This window comes from Halomonas denitrificans, from assembly GCF_003056305.1.
Lineage (GTDB): Bacteria > Pseudomonadota > Gammaproteobacteria > Pseudomonadales > Halomonadaceae > Halomonas > Halomonas denitrificans.
Window position 1 is genome coordinate 563,448 of sequence record NZ_PYVX01000002.1, and the last position, 19,909, is coordinate 583,356.

Sequence of the window (19,909 nt, forward strand, 5' to 3'; positions counted from 1 at the left end):
CATGCTAACCATCCCTCGGCGGGCTTCCCATATAAGCAAGGACTTAAAACTTGATGTATCTCATTGAATGGCAAGAATCGCGTTTTTCGCGTAATTAGGCGGCATTATCGGATCTTTTTGAAGATTAACGGCACATTATGTTCCTGCGCTAAATCAACCTGCTGGCAGGTTCGCGCAGGAAAGATCGGCGCCGATCGAGGCGCGGATGGCGCGACGTTGCCAACGGCCGGACGGATCGCCGCACGGAATGGGGCAGAGCAGAAACGGGGATGGTGAGAGCGATGCAGGAGGGGAGTGGCGCCCCCATCAGGATTCGAACCTGAGACCTTCCCCTTAGGAGGGGGACGCTCTATCCAGCTGAGCTATGGGGGCGCGACGCAGCGCATTATAAGCGCCTGACTCGCCGAGATAAACCCGCGCCCGCCCTGGGCGGCGTCGCCGGCCATGAGTCCGGCGCGATTCCCGGGTAGAATGCCTCCCATCTTCGCTTCCGGTGGCCGGCATGACCGAACCCGTCTCTCCTCTCTCGCCGGCAGGCGATCGCCACTTCGATGGCCTGGCCGACAAGTTCGCCGCGAGCCTCTACGGCGGTGCCCGGGGCGAGCTGCGCCTGGCGCTGCTCGACCGCCTGCTGCCCGAGATGCTCGCGCTCGAGGGACAGCCGCTGCTCGACGTCGGCGGCGGCCTCGGCCAGCTGGCCGGCTGGTTCGCCGACCGTGGTCACCCGGTGACCCTGACCGAGCCCTCCGGCGAGATGCTCGCGCGGGCCCGGGAGCACCTGGCGGGGCAGCAGGTGCGCTTCCTTCAAGCGCCGCTGCAGGCCCTGCCCGAGCAGGTGGCCGGGCCCTGGTCGCTGATCGCCTGCCACGCGGTTCTCGAGTGGCTGGCCGACCCGCGCGAGGCCCTGGCCATTCTGGCCGGCCTGCTCGCCCCGGGCGGCCAGCTCTCGCTGATGGTGTTCAACCGCGACGCCCTCAGGCTCTCCAACGTGGTCAAGGGCAACCTGGAGAAGGCCCTGGCCGACCGCCTGGAGGGCAAGGGACTGCGCAAGCGGTTGACGCCGATCTCGCCGCTGACCCACGGGCAGATCGAGGCCTGGAGCGCCGAGCAGGGGCTCGTGATTCGCCGGGTGGCGGGCATTCGGGTGTTCGCCGATTACCTGCGTCAGCCGCCGGAGAGCGAGGCCGATCGCGAACGCCTGCTGGCGCTCGAGCATCGCTACTGCCGGGCCGATCCCCACTGGCGGCTCGGCCGCTACCTGCTCTACACCCTGGAGCGCCCGATTCACCCCCTACAGGAGGCCACCCCATGAGTGCCGAGACCCCCGTCTGCCAGCTGCTGGAGCGACAGGCGTTCGACTACCGCGGCTGGCTCTGGGTGGCGCCGCCCCGGGACGCCTGGCTGGAGGCGGGGCAGGGGAGCCTGCTCAGCGCCGATGCGGCGCTGCGCACGGCCTGGCAGGCCAAGGGGCTCCCGACGGCCTCGCCCTTCGAGGCCGTCGACGCGGCGCCCGCCGGGGCGGTGCTGTTCTGGCCCAAGAGCCATGCGCTTGGCGAGTGGTGGCTGCTGTGGCTCTGCGCCCACCTGCCGCCGGGCACCCCGCTGCAGCTGGTCGGCGAGAACCAGGGCGGCATCAAGCGCGTGCTCAAGGTGCTGGCGGCGCTGGGGCTCGGCTGTCGCAAGCTCGACACCGCCCGGCGCTGCGGCCTCTACGCGACCCGCCTGGATCGAGTGGGCATCGACCCCGACGCGGCCTGGACGCGCTTCGAGGCCGAGGGTCTGACCCTGATCAGCCACCCCGGCGTCTTCGGCCACGGCAAGCTCGACGACGGCACCCGACTGCTGCTGGGCGAGCTGCCCGGGGCGCTGGGGCTAGGCGAGTCCGCTGCGGCGATCGGTAGCGAGGCGCCTGCGGCGGTCAGTAGCAAAAAGCCCGGCGATATCCTGGATCTGGGCTGCGGCGACGGCATCCTCGCCGCCTGGCTGGCGCGCCGCGGCGCCCGGGTCACCGCGACGGACGTCAACGGCTTCGCGGTGGAGGCGACCCGACGCACCTTCGAGGCCAACGGCCTGGTCGGCGAGGCGCTGGCGAGCGACGTCTACTCGGCGCTCGGCGCCCGACGCTTCGACGCCATCGTCAGCAATCCCCCCTTCCACCAGGAGCGGGCCATCGACTACGGCCCCGCGGGCCGGCTGATTCGTGAGGCGCCCCAGCACCTGACGCCCGGCGGCCGGCTGCTGCTGGTGGCCAACGCCTTCCTGCCCTATCCGGACCTGCTGGAGGCCGCCTTCGGCGGCTTCGAGATCCTCGCCGACGATCGCCGCTTCCGGGTCTATGCCGCGACACGCGACTGACAGTCGGAAACGCCTCGGCGCCCGCCGAGTATGATCATCGGCGGGCGCGGGGCAGCCGGGCATGCCGGCTGCACTGGGGAGAGATCACTCGTAGGTGGTGCTGTTGGTCTGACTCGTTCCGCCCATGGTCGAGCTATCCATGGTCGATGAGCCCTCCATGCTAGCTGAGCCTTCCATGTTGGCTGAGCCTTCCATATTGGTTGAGCTTTCCATGCTTGATGCGCCTTCGGCACCTCCCGGCATGCCGGTGCTGGCGGCCTCGAACTCCTTCCGACTGAGGGCGCTGTCGCCGTCGGTATCCGCCGTCTCAAGGTTCAGGCCTTCCACGACGACCGTCTCTTCGGCGCTCAGCATGCCATCGCCATTGCTGTCCAGGTCATCGAAGGCGGGGGTGCCGGCGGCCACGGCGCTGGCGCCGAACAGCAGGGTGAGGGGAAGCAAGGTGGTCTTCAGCAGTACCTTCCGCATGATTTTCCTCCTGTGCTATCGCACTTTGCAGGCCACGAGCCGGATGGCTCGCTTGCCATGCACACTGCTAACGTCATGCCGTGATATGGATTTTCTCTTTATTAACAGCATATTGGCGTAGGTGGGCGGAAGGTGCTGTTCCGGGAATGTGTCCGCATGCGGCCAATACCGTCGGTGTCAGACAACGCCTCGGGGCGCCCGGAGCCGAATCGCCCAGCATGCGCGCCTCTTCGCTGTCGCCGCTGCACTACAGCGTCATCCCTCCACGCCGCTCGCCGAGGATGCTGGCAGGGAGGTGGACGTCATCCGGCGGGGCAGCCATGGGGAGCTTTCTCGACCCCGGATCCGGACGGCGACGCCCCGGACATCAAGCGCGTGCGTGTGATGATCGCCGTCGCCTGCGCCTTGAAGCGATAATCACGGGCCCCGAGGGGGCCTTTGCTAGGGCTGTCGATAGGCGATATCGGTGATCAGGTAGGTGGTCTCGCCGCCCGGTGCGGCCACCGTGGCCTCGTCGTCGAGCCCCTTGCCCAGCAGCGCCTTCGCCAGTGGGGCGTCCACGCTGATCCAGTGCCGGGTGGTGTCGGTCTCGTCGTGGCCGACGATGCGGATGGCGAGCTCCTCGCCTTCCTCGTCTTCCAGGGTGACGAAGGCCCCGAAGTACACGCGCTCGGTATCCGCGGGGAGCCGGTCCACCACCGTGAGCTCGTCGAGGCGCTTGGTGAGGTAGCGGATGCGCGCGATGACCCGGTTGAGCTCCTTCTTGTTGTAGGTGTAGTCGGCGTTCTCGCTGCGATCGCCCAGCGCCGCCGCCTCACCCACCTTGGTGGAGAGGGCGGGGCGCTTGACCCGCGAGAGGTGGTCGAGGATGCCGCGCAGCCGCTCGGCCCCCTCGGCGGTGATCAGGTTGCTCTTGGGTTCCTGCCGCGGGTCCTTGGCGGGATCGCGCCAGCGCGTCATGTTGCGGCCCTTCATCGCTCGCCTCCTCCTGCTGTCGAGAGAGGCAAGATACGCCATCGCCTCGGCGCACGCCACGGTGTCCACGCTGGCCTGGCAGTTCATTCGAACGTTCGTTACATTGCGGGTGGCACGCTCACAACAACAACCCGACCCGGAGTCCCGCCATGTCCCGTCGTCCGCGATTCGCCACCGTTCTCGTCACCGTCATCGGCCTGGGGTGGAGTGCCACCTCGCTGGCTCAGACCGAGCCCCAGGGCTGGGAAGCGGGTGTGGCCGACCTGCGCCAGCGCTGGGAAGCGATCACCACCGCGATGCCCGAGGAGCGCCGCGAGGCCGCGCTGGAGTCGCTGGCCGAGCAGAGCGAGGAACTGCTCGGCGCCCATCCCCGGCAGGGCCCGGTGCTGGTCTGGCGAGGCATCGTGCTGGCCTCCCATGCGCGGGCATCCGGTGGGCTCGCCGCGCTGGGCTCGGCCAAGCGGGCGCGCGAGGTGCTGGAGCGCGCCGTCGAGCTCGACCCCGAGGGGCACCACGGCTCCGCCTGGGTGACCCTGGGGGCCCTCTACGATCGAGCCCCCGGCTGGCCGGTGGCCTTCGGCGACGCCGAGACCGCCGAGCGGATGTTCCGGCGGGCCCTGTCGATCCGCCCCGAGGGGATCGACGTTCACTACTACTACGCCGCCTTCCTCGCGGAGGAGGGCCGAGGCGACGAGGCCCGCGAGCACGCCCGCCGCGCCGTCGCGGGCACGGCGCGAGCGACTCGGACGCGTTCCGACGAGGCGCTGCGCGACGCCGCCAGGGCGCTGCTCGCCACGCTCTGAGGGGGCGCGGCGGGGTCGCGGGTGGTTGGCATTCTCGTCGTCGGTCCCGATAATGGGCCCTTTGCACGATCGGGAGACCGGCATGAGCGACACGCGCCCGCCCGCGGACGATCACGACCTCACCCGCGAGCTGCCCTTCACGGCGGCCGACGTGGAGCTGGAGGAGCGGCGCTGCCTGCACGACGGCTTCTTCCGGCTGGAGGCGCTGCACCTGCGCCACCGCCTTTTCGAGGGCGGCTGGAGCGCGCCCATGGTGCGCGAGGTGCACCATCGCCACGACGCGGTGGGCGTGCTGCTCTACGACGTGGAGCGCGACGCCGTGGTGCTGATCGAGCAGTTCCGCGCCGGGGCCCTCGACGATCCCGCCTCCCCCTGGAAGCTCGAGGTGGTCGCCGGGCTGGTCGAGCGCGGCGAGAGCGCCGCCGAGGTGGCCCGCCGCGAGGCCATGGAGGAGGCCGGCTGCGAGGTGGGCGAGCTGATCGAGCTGCACGCCTACTACCCCAGCCCCGGCGCCTGCGACGAGCGGGTCACCCTGTTCTGCGGGCTGGTCGACAGCCGCGGCCTCGGCGGGGTGCACGGCCTGGACGAGGAGCACGAGGATATCCGCGTGCATGTGCTACCGTTCCTTCGTGCCTGGGAACTCCTGCAGGCCGGACGACTCGACAATGCCATGTGCCTGATCGCCTTCCACTGGCTGGCCGGTGAGCGTGCATCGTTGCGAGCAAGGAGGTAGCGTGCCGAGAAACGCCTATGTCACCGACCTGAAGACCCTGCAGGGCGAATGCGCGGCCAACTTCATCCGCTTGAGCCGGCTGCTGGGCGACCTGGAGGCCGGCGAGACCCGCGAGGTGGCGCTGGTCAACCGGGGGCGCTGCCTCGGCGCGCTCTGCCTCGAGCTCCAGGAGCGCGCCCCCTACACCAGCATCGTGCGCGTCTCCCAGCGCGGGATGCTGGATGCGGTGATCGAGTCGCCACGCATGCGCGTGCACCTTTACCACGACGTGCGCATGGCCGAGGTCACCGACTTCCAGCGTCAGCGCCACTTCCATGGCCGCTACCGCTATCCCAACGCCCGCATGCACCAGCCCGACGAGAAGCTGCAGCTCAACCGCTTCCTCGGCGAGTGGCTGGAGCACGGCCTGGCCCACGGCCACTCCGACCTGCCGGAACTGCCCTGAGGCCCGCTCGTCGAAGCGCCGTCCGGTCCTCCTCACGCCGAACGCCTCATCTTCGCCTCCCGACACGAGAGCCCCTGCGATGCGCCTGGTCCAGATCAGCGACTGCCATCTCCACGCCGACCCCGCGGCGCGCGGCCGCCTCGGCGTGCCGCTTGGCCAGCTCGAGGCCGTGGTCGCGGCGGTCAACCGCGAGCACCCGGATCGGGTGGTGGTCAGCGGCGACATCAGCCAGGACGAGACGGCGGCCTCCTATGGGCTGGCCGAGCGCACCCTGGCACGTCTCGATGCCCCCTGGGCCTGGCTGCCGGGCAACCATGACCGACCCGACCTCATGGCCGAGCGTCGGCCGCTGCCCGCCGAGCTCGATCTGGGCGAGTGGCGCGCGCTGCTGCTGGATACCCGAGTCCCCGGTCGCGAGGGCGGCGAGCTGGGTCCCGAGCGGCGGGCGGCCCTGGACGCCCGCCTGGCCGGTGACGATCGCCCGACGCTGGTGTTCATGCACCACCCGCCGCTTCCCATCGGCACGGCCTGGCTCGACGCGATCGGCCTGGCCGACGCCGAGGCCTTCTGGCGCCTCATTGCCCCGCATCGCCAGGTGCGGGCGGTGTGCTTCGGCCACGTCCACCAGGCCTTCGAGGGCGCCAAGATCCTGGCTGACCGGCGGGTGGCGGTCTACGGCTGTCCCGCCGCCAGCGACCAGTTCCTGCCCGGCGCCACGACCTTCGCCCTCGACGAGGCGGGCCGTCCCGGCTATCGCGTGCTCGACCTCGGTCCTGACCGCCTCGAGACCCGGGTGGGGCGCGTCGCGCCCTGAGGGCCCCGGGCGGCTCCGGGCTCTCCCAGGGAAAGTCGAGTAGTTGAAATAAGTATAAAAAGATAGTTATTGATTCTTTTGGGTTATTATCGACCCGGAGTTACCCTGTCCCGCATGATCTCTCCCGCCCAACGTCATGCGAGGTAGCCGGGCCATGAGCCATCTTTCCACACCGTCCCGCGAGAGCGCCGTGGAGGCCGCCGTCGGCGACCCGACGCCGTCGCGTCAGCGCCTCACTCATCTGCAGCAGCTCGAGGCCGAGTCGATCCACATCATCCGCGAGGTGGTGGCGGAGTTCGCCAACCCGGTGATGCTCTACTCCATCGGCAAGGACTCCTCGGTGATGCTGCACCTGGCGCGCAAGGCCTTCTATCCCGGCCCGCCGCCGTTCCCGCTGATGCACGTCAACACCACCTGGAAGTTCCGCGAGATGATCGAGTTCCGCGATCGCATGGCCGCGGAATCCGGCATGGAGCTGATCGAGCACATCAACGAGGAGGGGCGCGCCGCCGGCATCAACCCCTTCGACCACGGCTCCAGCGGCTACACCGACGTGATGAAGACCCAGGCCCTCAAGCAGGCGCTCGACAAGTACGGCTTCGACGCCGCCTTCGGCGGGGCGCGTCGCGACGAGGAGGCCAGCCGCGCCAAGGAGCGGGTGTTCTCCTTCCGCGACCGCCACCACCGCTGGGACCCCAAGAACCAGCGCCCGGAGCTGTGGAACCTCTACAACGCCCGGGTCAACAAGGGCGAGTCGATTCGCGCCTTCCCGCTCTCCAACTGGACCGAGCTGGACATCTGGCAGTACATCCACCTCGAGGGCATTCCCATCGTGCCGCTCTACTTCTCGGCGCCGCGCCCGGTGGTGGAGCGCGACGGCATGCAGATCATGGTCGACGATGACCGCCTGCCGCTCGCCGAGGGTGAGGTGCCCGAGGAGAAGTGGGTGCGCTTCCGCACCCTCGGCTGCTACCCGCTGACCGGCGCCGTGGAGTCCAAGGCGGCCACCCTGCCCGAGATCATCCAGGAGATGCTGCTGACGAGGACCTCCGAGCGCAGCGGCCGCGCCATCGACCACGACCAGGCCGGCTCCATGGAGAAGAAGAAGCGCGAGGGGTATTTCTGATGTCACACCAGTCGAACCTGATCGCCGACAACATCGATCAGTACCTGCACGAGCACGAGAACAAGGACCTGCTGCGCTTCATCACCTGCGGCAGCGTCGACGACGGCAAGTCGACCCTGATCGGGCGGCTGCTCCACGACTCCAAGATGATCTTCGACGACCAGCTGGCGGCGATCACCCAGGCCTCCAAGAAGAGCGGCACCACCGGCGAGGCGGTGGACCTGGCGCTGCTGGTCGACGGCCTGCAGTCCGAGCGGGAGCAGGGCATCACCATCGACGTGGCCTACCGCTTCTTCTCCACCGACAAGCGCAAGTTCATCATCGCCGATACCCCGGGCCACGAGCAGTACACCCGCAACATGGCGACAGGGGCCTCCACGGCGAGCCTGGCGATCATCCTGATCGATGCGCGGTATGGCGTGCAGACCCAGACTCGTCGGCACAGCTTCATCGCCGACCTGCTGGGCATCCAGCACCTGGTGATCGCGGTCAACAAGATGGACCTGGTCGGCTTCGACGAGACGCGCTTCGAGGAGATCGTCGCCGAGTATCGCGCCTTCGCTGAGCAGCTCGACGCACCTGACATCCGCTTCGTGCCGCTCTCGGCGCTGGAGGGCGACAACGTCGTCAATCGCAGCGAGAAGACCTCGTGGTACGCCGGCCCGCCGCTGCTCGAGCTGCTGGAGAGCGTCGAGGTGAGCCGCGATCGTAACCTGACCGACCTGCGCCTGCCGGTGCAGTACGTCAACCGTCCGGACCTCGACTTCCGCGGCTACGCCGGCACCCTGGAGGCGGGCATCCTGCGCCCGGGCCAGGCGATCCGGGTGCTGCCCTCCGGCAAGACCTCGACGGTTGAGCGCATCGTCACCTTCGATGGCGACCTGGATATCGCCTGGCCGGGCCAGGCGATCACCGTCACCCTGGAGGACGAGCTCGACATCTCCCGGGGCGACTGGATCGTCGCCGAGGACGCCGAGGTCACCCAGGCCGACGCCTTCGAGGCGGACATCGTGTGGATGCACGACGAGCCCCTCGTCCCCGGGCGACCGGTCGACATTCGCCTGGCCGGGCGCTCCGTGGCGGGTCGGGTCGGAGAGATCCTCCATCAGGTCGACGTCAACAGCCAGGCGCGCCATCCCGCCGAGCGCCTCGAGCTCAACGCCATCGCCCGCTGCCGGGTCGAGCTGACCGCCGAGGTGCCGCTGGACGACTATGGCACGAGCCCCGGCACCGGCAGCTTCATCGTCATCGACCGGCTCACCAACGTCACGGTGGGCGCCGGAATGATCCGCGGTGTCGCTCAGTCGGGCAGCCGGCCGGCCGGCGAGGTGGACTGGGCCGGCTTCGAGCTGGAGCTCAACGCCCTGGTGCGCAAGTACTTCCCGCACTGGGAGGCGAAGGACCTTCGCGAGCTGCTCAAGTAGTCCGATGAATCCGGCCATACACGAGCCCGGCGACCTGTGTCGTCGGGCTCGTTGTCGTCTGGAGCAGGCGGTTGGGAAACCGGCTCTGGTAGGCTGGGTCCAATGAGCTGACCCCGCCCCGGAGCCCGACCCGATGATCGTCCTGGCAATCGCCCTGCTGCTGGCCCTCTTCCTGCTGCCCAACGTCTGGGCCAAGTGGGTGCTGTCGCGTCACGCCCGGGGGCGCGAGGAGTACCCCGGCACCGGCGGCGAGCTCGCCGAGCACCTGATCCGGCGGCTGGGGCTTGAGGGCGTGCGGGTGGAGGTGACCGAGCAGGGCGATCACTACGACCCCGAGGCGCGCCGGGTGCGGCTCTCCCAGGAACACTACACGGGGCGCTCGCTCACGGCGGTGACGGTGGCGGCCCATGAGGTGGGCCATGCCATCCAGCATCGGGAGGGCTACGCGCCGCTGCTGGCCCGCTCGCGGCTGGTGGCCGTGGCGCAGAAGGCCGAGAAGGTCGGGGCGCTGCTGATGATGGCCGCGCCCTTCCTGTTCGTGCTGACGCGCCTGCCCGGCGGCCTGGTCGTCGTGGTGGCCCTGGCGGTGGCGAGCTTTGGCACCGCGGCGCTGGTGCACCTGGTGACCCTGCCGGTGGAGTTCGATGCCAGCTTCGGGCGGGCCCTGCCGCTGCTCGCCGAGTACATTCCGGCCCGCGACCTGCCCGGCGCCCGCCACGTGCTCACCGCCTGCGCCTTCACCTACGTGGCGGCGTCGCTGGCCAGCATCCTCAACCTGGGGCGCTGGCTGGTGATCCTTCGGCGCTAGGCCTGGCGCGGCCGGCGGGCGACCGGCAGCGGTGGCGGCTTGTGTCGTTGAAGGACGAAAGGTGTGACACCCGTCCGGCCGCGAGTAGGCTTAAGGCATCGTCATCACCCGAGGCGGCCGACCATGGACGACAGGATGCGACCCGATCCCGAGACAGGGCGACCGGCATGACGCCGACGCTGCGCCGCGCCGCCCTGTTCGTGAAGCGGCTGGTGGGGGGCCTGGCCCGGCCGATGAAGCACCCCCAGGGCAGCAGTGGCCTGACCGTCACCCCCTATCGGGGCTACGGTTCGCGGCGAGAGGCCTTCCTCACCGGCCGCGTGTTTCGCCAGGTGCCGCTCGGCAGGGGCGTGCCGGGCCGCGGCTTCCTGCGTGACCTGCTCGACGTGGCACGACGCATCGCCCGGCGCGGCGTGGCCGAGGCCGGCGTCGAGATCCGCCTGGGCGACAATCACGTGGCCGTGACCACCGACCCTGACGGCTACTTCGAGGCCCGGCTGCCGCTCGCCTCGTCGCTGCCCCGCGATCGGGTCTGGCACCTCGCCGAGCTGTGGGTCACCGCGGCCGAGGAGGGGCCGGTGCGTGCCAGTGTGGAGGTCTTCATTCCCGCGTCCGAGCCCGACCTGCTGGTGATCAGCGACATCGATGACACCGTGATGTTCACCGGCGTGGCCGACAGGCTGCGCATGCTCTACCGGCTGTTTCTCGAGCGGCCCGACCAGCGCATGGCCTTTCCCGGCGTGGCCGCGCTCTATCAGGCCCTGCACCGCGGCGCCGACGATCAAGGCGAGCGGCCCATCCTCTACGTGTCGCGGGGCCCCTGGCTGATCTACGAGATGCTGGAGACCTTCTTCCAGCTCAATCGCATTCCGGTCGGGCCGATCCTGTTCCTGCGCGAGTGGGGCGTCTCCCTGCGCCATCCCTGGCCGCGTCGGGCCGAGGAGCACAAGGAGCAGCTGATCGGTCGCATGCTGGCGACGTTCGAGGGGGTGCCGTGCCTGCTGATCGGCGACAGCGGCCAGCACGATCCCGAGGTCTACACCCGCATCGTCCAGGCCCACCCCGGACGCGTCCAGGCCATCTACATCCGGCGCGTGGAGAACCGGGAGGATCGCCAGCGTGCCATCCAGGCGCTGCGCGACCAGCTGCGCCACACCCGCTGCGACCTGGTGCTGGCCGCCGATAGCGTGCTGATCGCCGAACATGCCCAGGCGAGTGGCTTCATCTCCGATTACGGTCTCGAGGCCGTGCGTCGCGAGGCGGCCACGGCAGCTGAGGATAACGGGCCCGAGGAGGCGGGGCCGGGCGACGTTGCCTGAGGCCCGGGTCCGCCATGACGCCTCGCGATCGCGCCGCGGGGGTCAGTGCGGCCGGTTGGCGATGACCACCGCGCGGCGCGGGGCCGGGTGGCCCTCCCGGGTGCGGGTCGGGTCCTCGGGGTCCAGGAAGTCGGCCAGCGACTGGAAGGTCATCCAGTCGGTGGCGCGCTGCTCGTCCGTGGTGGTCACCGCCTCGTCCACCACCCGCACGTTCTGAAAGCCGCAGCGTTCGAGCCACTGGCAGAGCGCGGCGGAGGAGGGCAGGAAGTAGACGTTGGGCATGGCGGCGTAGCGCTCGCCCGGCAGCAGCACCGTGGTGGCATCGCCCTCGACCACCAGGGTCTCCAGCACCAGCTCGCCGCCCGGGCGCAGGGCCTCCTTGAGCTGCACAAGGTGCTCCAGCGGCGAGGGGCGGTGGTAGAGCACGCCCATGGAGAACACCGTATCGAAGAAGGCGAGCCGCTCGGGCACCTCCTCGATGCCCACCGGCAGGAAGTGGGTGCGGTGGCCGTCGGCATCGCCGACGAAGTGGCGCACCGCACGGAACTGCCAGAAGAAGCGCGGTGAGGGGTCGATCACCAGCACGAAGGCGGCCCCGGCCCCGGCCATGCGCCAGGCGTGATAGCCGTTGCCGCCGCCCACGTCGAGCACCCGGCGGCCGGCGAGCGGCGCCAGGTGCGGGGCGACCCGCTGCCACTTCCAGTCCGAGCGCCACTCGGTGTCGATCTGCACCCCGCCGAGGTCATAGGGGCCCTTGCGCCAGGGCATGAGCTTTCTCAGCAGGTTCTCGGCCTGGCGGCGCTGGCTGTCGTCCAGTGCCGCCTCGACGCTCACGGTGTCATGGGCGAGGTCAACGCGGCGAGTCGCGGGCAGCGCGGGGAGCTTGGCCACGGCCTTCTCCCAGGCCGGCAGGTCGCCGTAGCGCTGGCGGTCCAGCCCCCGGGCCAGCTGTTCGGGCAGGCGGGCCAGCCAGGCGTCGAGTCCCTGGTCGAGGAAGGCGCGGTAGAGGTCGCGGTGTTCCGGCGCGATCGGCATGTCAGGCGTCCTTGAAGGCGATCAGCGAGGCGAAGTTGAGGAACTGGAACCAGGTCTGGCTGCGCGGGAAGCCGGCCCGGGCCAGGCGGGCGTGGTGCTGTTCCAGGGTGTCCGGCACCAGCACGTTCTCCAGCGCCGTGCGCTTCTGGCTGATCTCCATCTCGCTGTAGCCGTTGGCGCGCTTGAAGTCGTGGTAGCGCTCCACCAGCCAGGCGTTCTCCTGCTCGTCGGCGGCCTGGATCTTCTCCGAGAGCACCAGCACGCCGCCGGGCTCCAGCGCCTCATAGAGCCGGGCGATCACCGCGTCGCGATCCTCCGGGGCGAGGAACTGCAGGGTGAAGTTGAGCACGATCATGCCGGCCGGGGCGTACTCCAGCCGGCGGATATCGCCCTCGAGCACCTCCATGACGTGGTCGGGGCACTCCGCGGCCAGCGTTTCCCGGGCACGGGCGACCATGGCCGGGGAGAGATCCACCCCGGTGTAGCGGAAGGCCTCCGGCGGCAGGCTGCCGGCCAGCGCCAGGCCGGCGGCGCCCAGCGAGCAGCCGAGGTCGTAGACCTGGGCGCCGTGGCGCAGGTGGCGGCCGGCGATCAGGCCCAGCATGCCGAGGATCTGACCGTAGCCCGGCACCGAGCGGCGAATCATGTCGGGAAAGCAGGCGACGACCTTCTCGTCGAACGAAAAGCGCGCCACCCGGTCCAGGGGTGTCGAAAAGATCGCGTCACGGTAAGATGCGTCACTCATGGAACAGGCCGGATATCGTGGGGAAAGGGGCATTATTCTACGCCTCGCCCGCATCGGCTGCACGACAGGAAGCTCAGGAGACGCCCATGATAGAGCCTACCATCGACCAGGGGGCCGCCTGGCGGGCCCTGGCCGAACACGCCGAGGGGATGCGCAGCACGCATCTGAGCGAGCTCTTCGCCGGTGAGTCGGGGCGCCACGGCGCCTTCACCCGCCAGGCCGCGGGGCTGACCCTGGATCTGTCCAAGCAGCGCTGGGACGCCGAGACCCTGAGCAAGCTGCTCGATCTCGCCCGGGAGGCCGAGGTCCCCGAGGCGATCCGCGCGCTGCTCGAAGGCGAGCGGGTCAACCGCAGCGAGGATCGTCCCGCCCTGCACACCGCCCTGCGGCTGCCGGCCGAGGCGAGCCTGGTGGTGGAGGGCGAGGACCTGGTGCCCTCGGTGCACGCCACCCTGGAGCGCATGGCGACCATGGTCGAGCGCTTCCACGCCGGACAGTGGCGGGGCGCCACCGGCAAGGCGATCCGCGACGTGGTCAATCTCGGCGTCGGCGGTTCCGACCTGGGGCCGCTGATGGTGACCCATGCCCTGGCCGACTATCGGCCCCAGGGCGTGCACGCCGTCGACGTGCACTTCGCCTCCACCATGGACGGCTCCCAGCTGGCCGACTACCTGGCCCGGCTCAACCCCGAGACCACGCTCTTCGTGCTCTCGTCGAAGTCCTTCACCACCATCGACACCCTCTCCAACGCACGCACCGCCCGCGACTGGCTGATGGCGCGCCTGCTGGGCGAGGAAGGCGAGGAGGGGGTCGACGCCGAGCTCGTCCTGCAGCAGCACTTCATCGGCATCTCGGCGAGCCCCGAGAAGATGAGCGAGTGGGGCATCGCCGAGGCCCACCAGCTCGAGTTCTGGGAGTGGGTCGGGGGCCGCTACTCGCTGTGGGGCGGCATCGGCCTGCCCATCGCCCTGGCCGTGGGCATGACGCACTTCCGCGAGCTGCTCGCCGGGGCCCACGCCCTGGATACCCACTTCCGCGAGGCGCCCCTCGAGGACAACCTGCCGGTGCTGCTGGCCCTGGCGGGCATCTGGAACGTCAACTTCCTCGACGTCCGGGCCCACTCGATCCTGCCCTATGACGGCCGGCTGGAGTACTTCGCCGCCTATCTCGAGCAGCTGGAGATGGAGTCCAACGGCAAGTCGGTGACCCACGACGGCCGGGCCGTCGGCTACTCCACCTGCCCGGTGCTGTGGGGCCAGCTCGGCCCCAATGCCCAGCACGCCTTCTACCAGCTGCTCCACCAGGGCACCCAGGCCGTGGAGTGCGACTTCATCGCGCCGCTGGTGCGCTACGAGGACGTCGAGGATCCGGCCACCCGCGACCACCTGATGGGCCAGCATCGCCTGACGCTCGCCAACTGCTTCGCCCAGTCCCGGGCGCTGATGCTCGGCGACCAGGCCATCGAGGAGGAGGGCCCGCGCCCGGTGCACAAGCGCTATCGCGGCAACCAGCCCTCCAGCACCCTGCTGCTCGAGCGGCTGACCCCGGCGACCCTGGGGGCGCTGGTCGCCCTCTACGAGCACAAGGTGTTCGTCCAGGCGACCATCTGGGACATCAATCCCTTCGACCAGTGGGGCGTGGAGCTCGGCAAGCAGATCGCCGGCGAGACCCAGCGCATCCTCGAGCATCACGCCGACCTCGCGAGCATGGACGATTCCACCCGAGGCCTGATCGAGGCCGCCTGGGCAGCGGAACGCGGTTCGCGATGACACTGGCTGCATGTACAGGGGTTGCGGTATGCTGAGCGCCGCGCCGAGAGGGCCGGTGGCCAGCGGGGTGCTCTACCTGCACGGGTTCAACAGCGGCAGCGGCTCGCCCAAGGCGCGCCTGATGCGCGAGGCCTGCGCGCGGCTCGGGCTGCCCTGCGCCACGCCGCAGCTGCCGCATCGGCCGCGGGCCGCCCTGGCCCTGGCCGAGGCGCACCTCGCCGAGCTGGGCCCCGCCCCGCTGGTGGTGGGCAGCTCCATGGGCGGCTTTCTGGCCACGCTGATCGCCGAACGCCATGACCTGCCGGCGGGGCTGATCAACCCGGCGGTGGCGCCGGCGACGCTGGTGGCCGGCTGGGTCGGCCAGCGCTTCGAGAACGCCTACACCGGTGAGCGCTTCGCCATCGTGCCCGAGCATCTCGAGGAGCTCGAGGCCCTGACGCCCGCGCGGGTCATGGCCGGGCGCTATCTGCTGCTGCTGGGCACGGCCGACGAGACCCTGGATCCCCGGCGGGCCTTCGCCCTCTACCGGGGTGCGCGCGCCATCCTCCACCCGCGGGGGGATCACGGCTTCGCGGCCCTGGCGTACTACCTGCCGGCGCTCCTGGCCCACGGTGGCCACGCCCTGGCACCGGCGTGGCAGGGCGGCGTGCCCGCGGGCGCCGGGCTCTCGGGCGACACGAACGATCGTAACCACTTTGGGTGATGCATGACGCAATACAGTGCCAGCTCCATCGAGGTCCTCTCCGGCCTCGAGCCGGTGCGCAAGCGCCCCGGCATGTATACCGATACCGCGCGGCCCAACCACCTCGTCCAGGAGGTCATCGACAACAGCGTCGATGAGGCGCTGGCTGGTCATGCCGGGGCGATCACCGTCCGCCTGTTCGAGGACGGCGGCGTCGAGGTCGCCGACGATGGCCGCGGCATGCCCATCGACATCCACCCCGAGCACGGCGTCTCCGGGGTCGAGCTGATCATGACCCGGCTGCACGCCGGCGGGAAGTTCTCCCAGTCGAGCTATCGCTTCTCCGGCGGCCTGCACGGCGTCGGGGTCTCGGTGGTCAACGCGCTCTCCAAGCGCCTGGAGATCGAGGTGCTGCGCGACGGCAGTCGCCACGGCATGGCCTTCGAGCACGGCGAGAAGGCCTCGCCCCTGCAGGTGATCGGCAGCGCCCCCAAGCGCGCCCGCGGCACCCTGGTACGCTTCTGGCCCGAGGAGGGCTACTTCGACAGCCCGCAGCTCTCCCTGTCGAGACTCAAGCACCTGCTGCGCGCCAAGGCGGTGCTCTGCTCGGGCCTCAAGGTGACCCTGGTCGAGCCCGACGGCATCGAGAGCGTCTGGCAGTACGCCGACGGCCTGCGCGACTACCTGGCCCAGGCCACCGACGGCTACGAGGTACTGCCGGCCTCGCCCTTCGTCGGCCACTTCGCCGACGACGAGCACGGCGTCGACTGGGCGATCCAGTGGCTGCCCGAGGGCGGCGAGGCGCTGCTCGAGAGCTACGTCAACCTGATCCCCACGCCCCAGGGCGGCACCCACGTCAACGGCCTGCGCTCGGGCCTGCTCGAGGCGCTGCGCGAGTTCTGCGAGTACCGAAGCCTCTTGCCGCGGGGCGTCAAGCTCACCGCCGAGGATCTGTGGGAGCGGGTCTCCTACGTGCTCTCGGTGAAGATGCTCGACCCGCAGTTCGCCGGCCAGACCAAGGAGCGGCTCTCGTCGCGCACCGTGGCGGGCTTCGTCTCCGGGGTGGTCAAGGACGCCTTCTCGCTGTGGCTCAACCACCACGTCGACCAGGCCGAGGCGCTGGCGGAGCTCGTGATCAGCGCCGCCCAGCGCCGCCAGAAGAGCTCGAAGAAGGTGGCGCGCAAGAAGGTCACCTCTGGGCCGGCGCTGCCCGGCAAGCTCGCCGACTGCTCGGGCCAGGACCCGGCCGGCAGCGAGCTCTTCCTGGTCGAGGGCGACTCGGCGGGCGGCAGCGCCAAGCAGGCGCGAAACCGCGAGAGCCAGGCGATCCTGCCGCTGCGCGGCAAGATCCTGAATACCTGGGAGGTGGAGTCCCACGACATCTACGGCTCCCAGGAGGTGCACGACATCGCCGTGGCCGTGGGCATGGACCCGGGCAGCGACGACCTCTCCAAGCTGCGTTACCACAAGATCTGCATCCTCGCCGACGCCGACTCCGACGGCCTGCACATCGCCACGCTGCTCTGTGCGCTCTTCGTGCGCCACTTCCCGGCGCTGGTCGATGCCGGCCACGTCTTCGTGGCCATGCCGCCGCTCTACCGCATCGACCTGGGCAAGGAGGTCCACTACGCCCTGGACGAGAGCGAGAAGGCCGCCATCCTGCGCAAGCTCGAGGGCAAGCGTGGCACGGTGAACGTGCAGCGCTTCAAGGGCCTGGGCGAGATGAGCCCGCTGCAGCTGCGCGAGACCACCATGGCGGTCGAGACCCGCCGCCTGGTGCAGCTCACCCGCGAGGTCGGCGACGGCACCATGGAGATGATGGACATGCTGCTGGCCAAGAAGCGTGCCTCCGACCGCAAGAGCTGGCTCGAGGACTACGGCAACCTGGCGGACATCGAGGTCTGACACGACCTTGGCGCGAGCGTTAGCCGTCACCGGCAAGCGGGAAGAAACGGCGAGGTGAGCGGCACCGGGGACAGCCCGTAGCGGAGGTCCGATGCCAGGGATGGCATCGGTAGCGCCCAGGGAAGGGTTCACAGCGCCTCCGCGCAGGGCTGTCACCGGAGTGGCCGCGATTCAAAGCCGCGGACTCCGATAAGTTTTCAGTGGGGCGATCCCCAAACGATTCCACGATCGTGAATAAGGTCAAATTGCTATGACCATGGATATCCAGGTGGCGGAGGGCGACGTCGAGCGCCTCTCGCTGCGCGAATACACCGAGAAGGCGTATCTCGACTACTCGATGTACGTCATCCTCGACCGGGCCCTGCCCCATATCGGCGACGGCATGAAGCCGGTGCAGCGGCGCATCGTCTACGCCATGCGCGAGCTGGCGCTCGGTGCCAATGCCAAGTACAAGAAGTCGGCGCGCACCGTCGGCGACGTGCTGGGCAAGTTCCACCCCCACGGCGACAGCGCCTGCTACGAGGCGATGGTGCTGATGGCCCAGCCGTTCAGCTACCGCTATCCGCTGGTCGACGGCCAGGGCAACTGGGGCAGTCCCGACGATCCCAAGTCCTTCGCCGCCATGCGCTACACCGAGGCGCGGCTGTCGAAGTTCGCCGAGGTGCTGCTCGCCGAGCTCGGCCAGGGCACCGTCGACTGGACCCCCAATTTCGACGGCACCATGAACGAGCCGGTGGTGCTGCCGGCGCGGCTGCCCCACGTGCTGCTCAACGGCGGCACTGGCATCGCCGTGGGCATGGCCACCGACATCCCGCCCCACAACGTGGGCGAGGTGGTCGAGGCCACCTGCCACCTGCTGCGCCACCCCGAGGCGACCACCGTCGACCTGCTCGAGCACCTGCCGGCCCCGGACTTCCCCACCGAGGCGGAGATCATCACCTCCCGGGCCGACCTGCGGAAGCTCTACGAGAGCGGGCGCGGCTCGGTGAAGCTGCGCGGGCGCTACGTGCGCGAGGAGGGCAACGTGGTGGTCACCGCGCTGCCCTACCAGGTCAGCGGCGCCAAGGTGCTCGAGCAGATCGCCGCCCAGATGCAGGCCAAGAAGCTGCCCATGGTCGCCGACCTGCGCGACGAGTCGACCCACGAGGAGCCGACCCGACTGGTGATCGAGCCGCGCTCCAACCGCGTCGACATCGAGGCGCTGATGGCGCACCTGTTCGCCACCACTGACCTCGAGAAGAACATCCGCGTCAATATGAACGTGATCGGCCTCGACGGACGGCCGCGGGTCATGCCGCTGCCCGACCTGCTCGGCGAGTGGCTGCGCTTCCGCCGCGCCACGGTGCGCCGGCGCCTCGAGCACCGCCTGGGCAAGGTCGAGGACCGCCTGCACATCCTCGAGGGCCTGCTGGCCGCCTACCTCAACCTCGACGAGGTGATCCGCATCATCCGCGAGGAGGACGAGCCCAAGGCCGCGCTGATCGAGGCCTTCGGCCTCAGCGATCGTCAGGCCGAGGCGATCCTCGAGCTGCGCCTGCGCCACCTCGCCAAGCTCGAGGAGATGAAGATCCGCGGCGAGCAGGACGACCTCGAGGCCGAGCGCAAGCACCTGCAGGAGCTGCTCGGCAACGAGGCCAAGCTCACCGACCTGATCGAGACCGAGCTGCGCGAGGCCGGCGAGGCGCACGGCGACGCGCGTCGCTCGCCGCTGGTCGAGCGCCAGGAGGCCAAGGCGCTCTCCGAGGTCGAGCTGGTCGGCGCCGATCCGGTCACCGTGGTGCTCTCCGAGAAGGGCTGGATCCGCAGCGCCAAGGGCCACGAGATCGATCCCGCCGGGCTCTCCTACAAGGCCGGCGACCGCTTCCACCTCGCCGCCCGGGGCAAGACCAATCAGCCGCTGGTGCTGCTCGACGACACCGGCCGCGCCTACACCCTGTCGGCCCACAACCTCCCCAGCGCCCGCGGCCAGGGCGAGCCGGTCACCGGCCGGGTCAACGTGGTGGCCGGGGCGCACATGGCGGGCCTGATGCTGGCGCCGCCCGAGACCCGCTACCTGCTCGCCTCGGACGGCGGCTACGGCTTCGTCGCCCGCCTGGAGGAACTCACCGGCAAGAACAAGTCCGGCAAGGCGATCCTCTCCGTGCCCAAGGGTTGCAACGTGCTGCCGCCGGTGGAGGTGCCGGCCGCGGAGGGCGCCAGCGTGGCGGCGATCTCCAACGAGGGACGGCTGCTGGTCTTCCCCCTCGAGGCGCTGCCCGAGATGGCCAAGGGCAAGGGCAACAAGATGATCGACATCCCCGGCGCCCGGGCCGCCCGTCGCGAGGAGTTCCTGCGCGACCTGGTGGTGCTGCCGGCCGGCGCCGCCCTGGTGGTGCACGCCGGCAAGCGCAAGCTGACCCTCAAGGCGGCCGACCTGGACTATTATCGCGGTGAACGCGGCCGGCGGGGCAGCAAGCTGCCGCGTGGCCTGCAGAAGGTCGACCGCCTCTACGTGGAAGAGTGA

General features: G+C 69.8%; 18 protein-coding genes and 1 tRNA gene. 14 read left to right on the forward strand and 5 right to left on the reverse strand.

The window, feature by feature from the left end; translation table 11 throughout:
- Positions 1 to 295 precede the first annotated feature (295 nt).
- Positions 296 to 372: transfer RNA gene (locus C9F13_RS08730), tRNA-Arg, on the reverse strand.
- 130 nt (positions 373 to 502) lie between these two features.
- Here C9F13_RS08730 and C9F13_RS08735 point away from each other — a divergent pair.
- Together C9F13_RS08735 and C9F13_RS08740 are read left to right on the forward strand one after the other, a co-directional pair.
- Positions 503 to 1,312 (forward strand): methyltransferase domain-containing protein, encoded by an 810-nt coding sequence (locus C9F13_RS08735; RefSeq protein ID WP_108445840.1) that lies wholly within the window; start codon positions 503 to 505, stop codon positions 1,310 to 1,312.
- Positions 1,309 to 2,355: a methyltransferase gene (locus C9F13_RS08740; protein WP_108445841.1), complete on the forward strand. Its 1,047-nt coding sequence runs from the start codon at positions 1,309 to 1,311 to the stop codon at positions 2,353 to 2,355. The genes C9F13_RS08735 and C9F13_RS08740 overlap by 4 nt, the downstream gene beginning before the upstream one ends.
- 84 nt (positions 2,356 to 2,439) lie before the next feature.
- Here C9F13_RS08740 and C9F13_RS08745 read toward each other — a convergent pair whose 3' ends face one another.
- A complete protein-coding gene (locus C9F13_RS08745; RefSeq protein WP_108445842.1) occupies positions 2,440 to 2,823 on the reverse strand; it encodes an EF-hand domain-containing protein in 384 nt (127 codons plus the stop codon).
- Positions 2,824 to 3,264: 441 nt separating this feature from the next.
- Positions 3,265 to 3,798 carry a transcription elongation factor GreB gene (gene greB, locus C9F13_RS08750; protein ID WP_108445843.1) on the reverse strand — a complete coding sequence of 178 codons (534 nt, stop codon included), beginning with the start codon at positions 3,796 to 3,798 and terminating at the stop codon, positions 3,265 to 3,267.
- Positions 3,799 to 3,947: 149 nt separating this feature from the next.
- Between greB and C9F13_RS08755 the strand changes: the two genes are divergently transcribed.
- The 8 genes from C9F13_RS08755 to C9F13_RS08790 all read left to right on the forward strand — a co-directional run bounded on the left by C9F13_RS08755 (position 3,948) and on the right by C9F13_RS08790 (position 11,270).
- Positions 3,948 to 4,601: a TRAP transporter TatT component family protein gene (locus C9F13_RS08755; RefSeq protein ID WP_108445844.1), complete on the forward strand. Its 654-nt coding sequence runs from the start codon at positions 3,948 to 3,950 to the stop codon at positions 4,599 to 4,601.
- Between the two features lie 82 nt (positions 4,602 to 4,683).
- Positions 4,684 to 5,334: an NUDIX domain-containing protein gene (locus tag C9F13_RS08760; RefSeq protein WP_108445845.1), complete on the forward strand. Its 651-nt coding sequence runs from the start codon at positions 4,684 to 4,686 to the stop codon at positions 5,332 to 5,334.
- A 1-nt stretch (position 5,335) separates the two neighbouring features.
- Positions 5,336 to 5,779, forward strand: a complete 444-nt coding sequence (locus C9F13_RS08765; protein ID WP_108445846.1) for a DUF1249 domain-containing protein — start codon at positions 5,336 to 5,338, stop codon at positions 5,777 to 5,779.
- A gap of 79 nt (positions 5,780 to 5,858) precedes the next feature.
- Positions 5,859 to 6,593, forward strand: a complete 735-nt coding sequence (locus tag C9F13_RS08770) for a phosphodiesterase (RefSeq protein ID WP_108445847.1) — start codon at positions 5,859 to 5,861, stop codon at positions 6,591 to 6,593.
- Between the two features lie 154 nt (positions 6,594 to 6,747).
- Positions 6,748 to 7,719 carry a sulfate adenylyltransferase subunit CysD gene (cysD, locus tag C9F13_RS08775; protein ID WP_245888739.1) on the forward strand — a complete coding sequence of 324 codons (972 nt, stop codon included), beginning with the start codon at positions 6,748 to 6,750 and terminating at the stop codon, positions 7,717 to 7,719.
- Positions 7,719 to 9,143 carry a sulfate adenylyltransferase subunit CysN gene (gene cysN, locus C9F13_RS08780; protein WP_108445849.1) on the forward strand — a complete coding sequence of 475 codons (1,425 nt, stop codon included), beginning with the start codon at positions 7,719 to 7,721 and terminating at the stop codon, positions 9,141 to 9,143. Before cysD ends, cysN begins: the two co-directional genes overlap by 1 nt.
- Positions 9,144 to 9,276: 133 nt before the next feature.
- Positions 9,277 to 9,951 (forward strand): zinc metallopeptidase, encoded by a 675-nt coding sequence (locus tag C9F13_RS08785; RefSeq protein WP_108445850.1) that lies wholly within the window; start codon positions 9,277 to 9,279, stop codon positions 9,949 to 9,951.
- Between the two features lie 167 nt (positions 9,952 to 10,118).
- Entirely contained in the window at positions 10,119 to 11,270 is a 1,152-nt protein-coding gene (locus C9F13_RS08790) for an App1 family protein phosphatidate phosphatase (protein WP_245888740.1), read from the forward strand.
- 42 nt (positions 11,271 to 11,312) lie between these two features.
- Here C9F13_RS08790 and cmoB read toward each other — a convergent pair whose 3' ends face one another.
- A complete protein-coding gene (gene cmoB / locus C9F13_RS08795; RefSeq protein ID WP_108445851.1) occupies positions 11,313 to 12,305 on the reverse strand; it encodes a tRNA 5-methoxyuridine(34)/uridine 5-oxyacetic acid(34) synthase CmoB in 993 nt (330 codons plus the stop codon).
- Position 12,306: 1 nt separating this feature from the next.
- Entirely contained in the window at positions 12,307 to 13,050 is a 744-nt protein-coding gene (gene cmoA / locus C9F13_RS08800; protein ID WP_108445852.1) for a carboxy-S-adenosyl-L-methionine synthase CmoA, read from the reverse strand.
- 86 nt (positions 13,051 to 13,136) lie between these two features.
- On the opposite strand from cmoA, the gene pgi reads away from it, so the two are divergent.
- From pgi to parC, 4 genes are all read left to right on the forward strand, one after another.
- Complete coding sequence (gene pgi / locus C9F13_RS08805) at positions 13,137 to 14,819, forward strand: glucose-6-phosphate isomerase (protein ID WP_108445853.1); 1,683 nt, start codon at positions 13,137 to 13,139, stop codon at positions 14,817 to 14,819.
- Positions 14,820 to 14,847: 28 nt separating this feature from the next.
- The gene (locus C9F13_RS08810) at positions 14,848 to 15,522 is read left to right on the forward strand and encodes a YqiA/YcfP family alpha/beta fold hydrolase (RefSeq protein WP_108445854.1); all 675 of its coding nucleotides are present in this window, start codon (positions 14,848 to 14,850) and stop codon (positions 15,520 to 15,522) included.
- 3 nt (positions 15,523 to 15,525) lie between these two features.
- Positions 15,526 to 17,406, forward strand: a complete 1,881-nt coding sequence (gene parE / locus C9F13_RS08815) for a DNA topoisomerase IV subunit B (protein ID WP_108445855.1) — start codon at positions 15,526 to 15,528, stop codon at positions 17,404 to 17,406.
- Between the two features lie 250 nt (positions 17,407 to 17,656).
- Positions 17,657 to 19,909, forward strand: a complete 2,253-nt coding sequence (gene parC, locus C9F13_RS08820) for a DNA topoisomerase IV subunit A (RefSeq protein ID WP_108445856.1) — start codon at positions 17,657 to 17,659, stop codon at positions 19,907 to 19,909.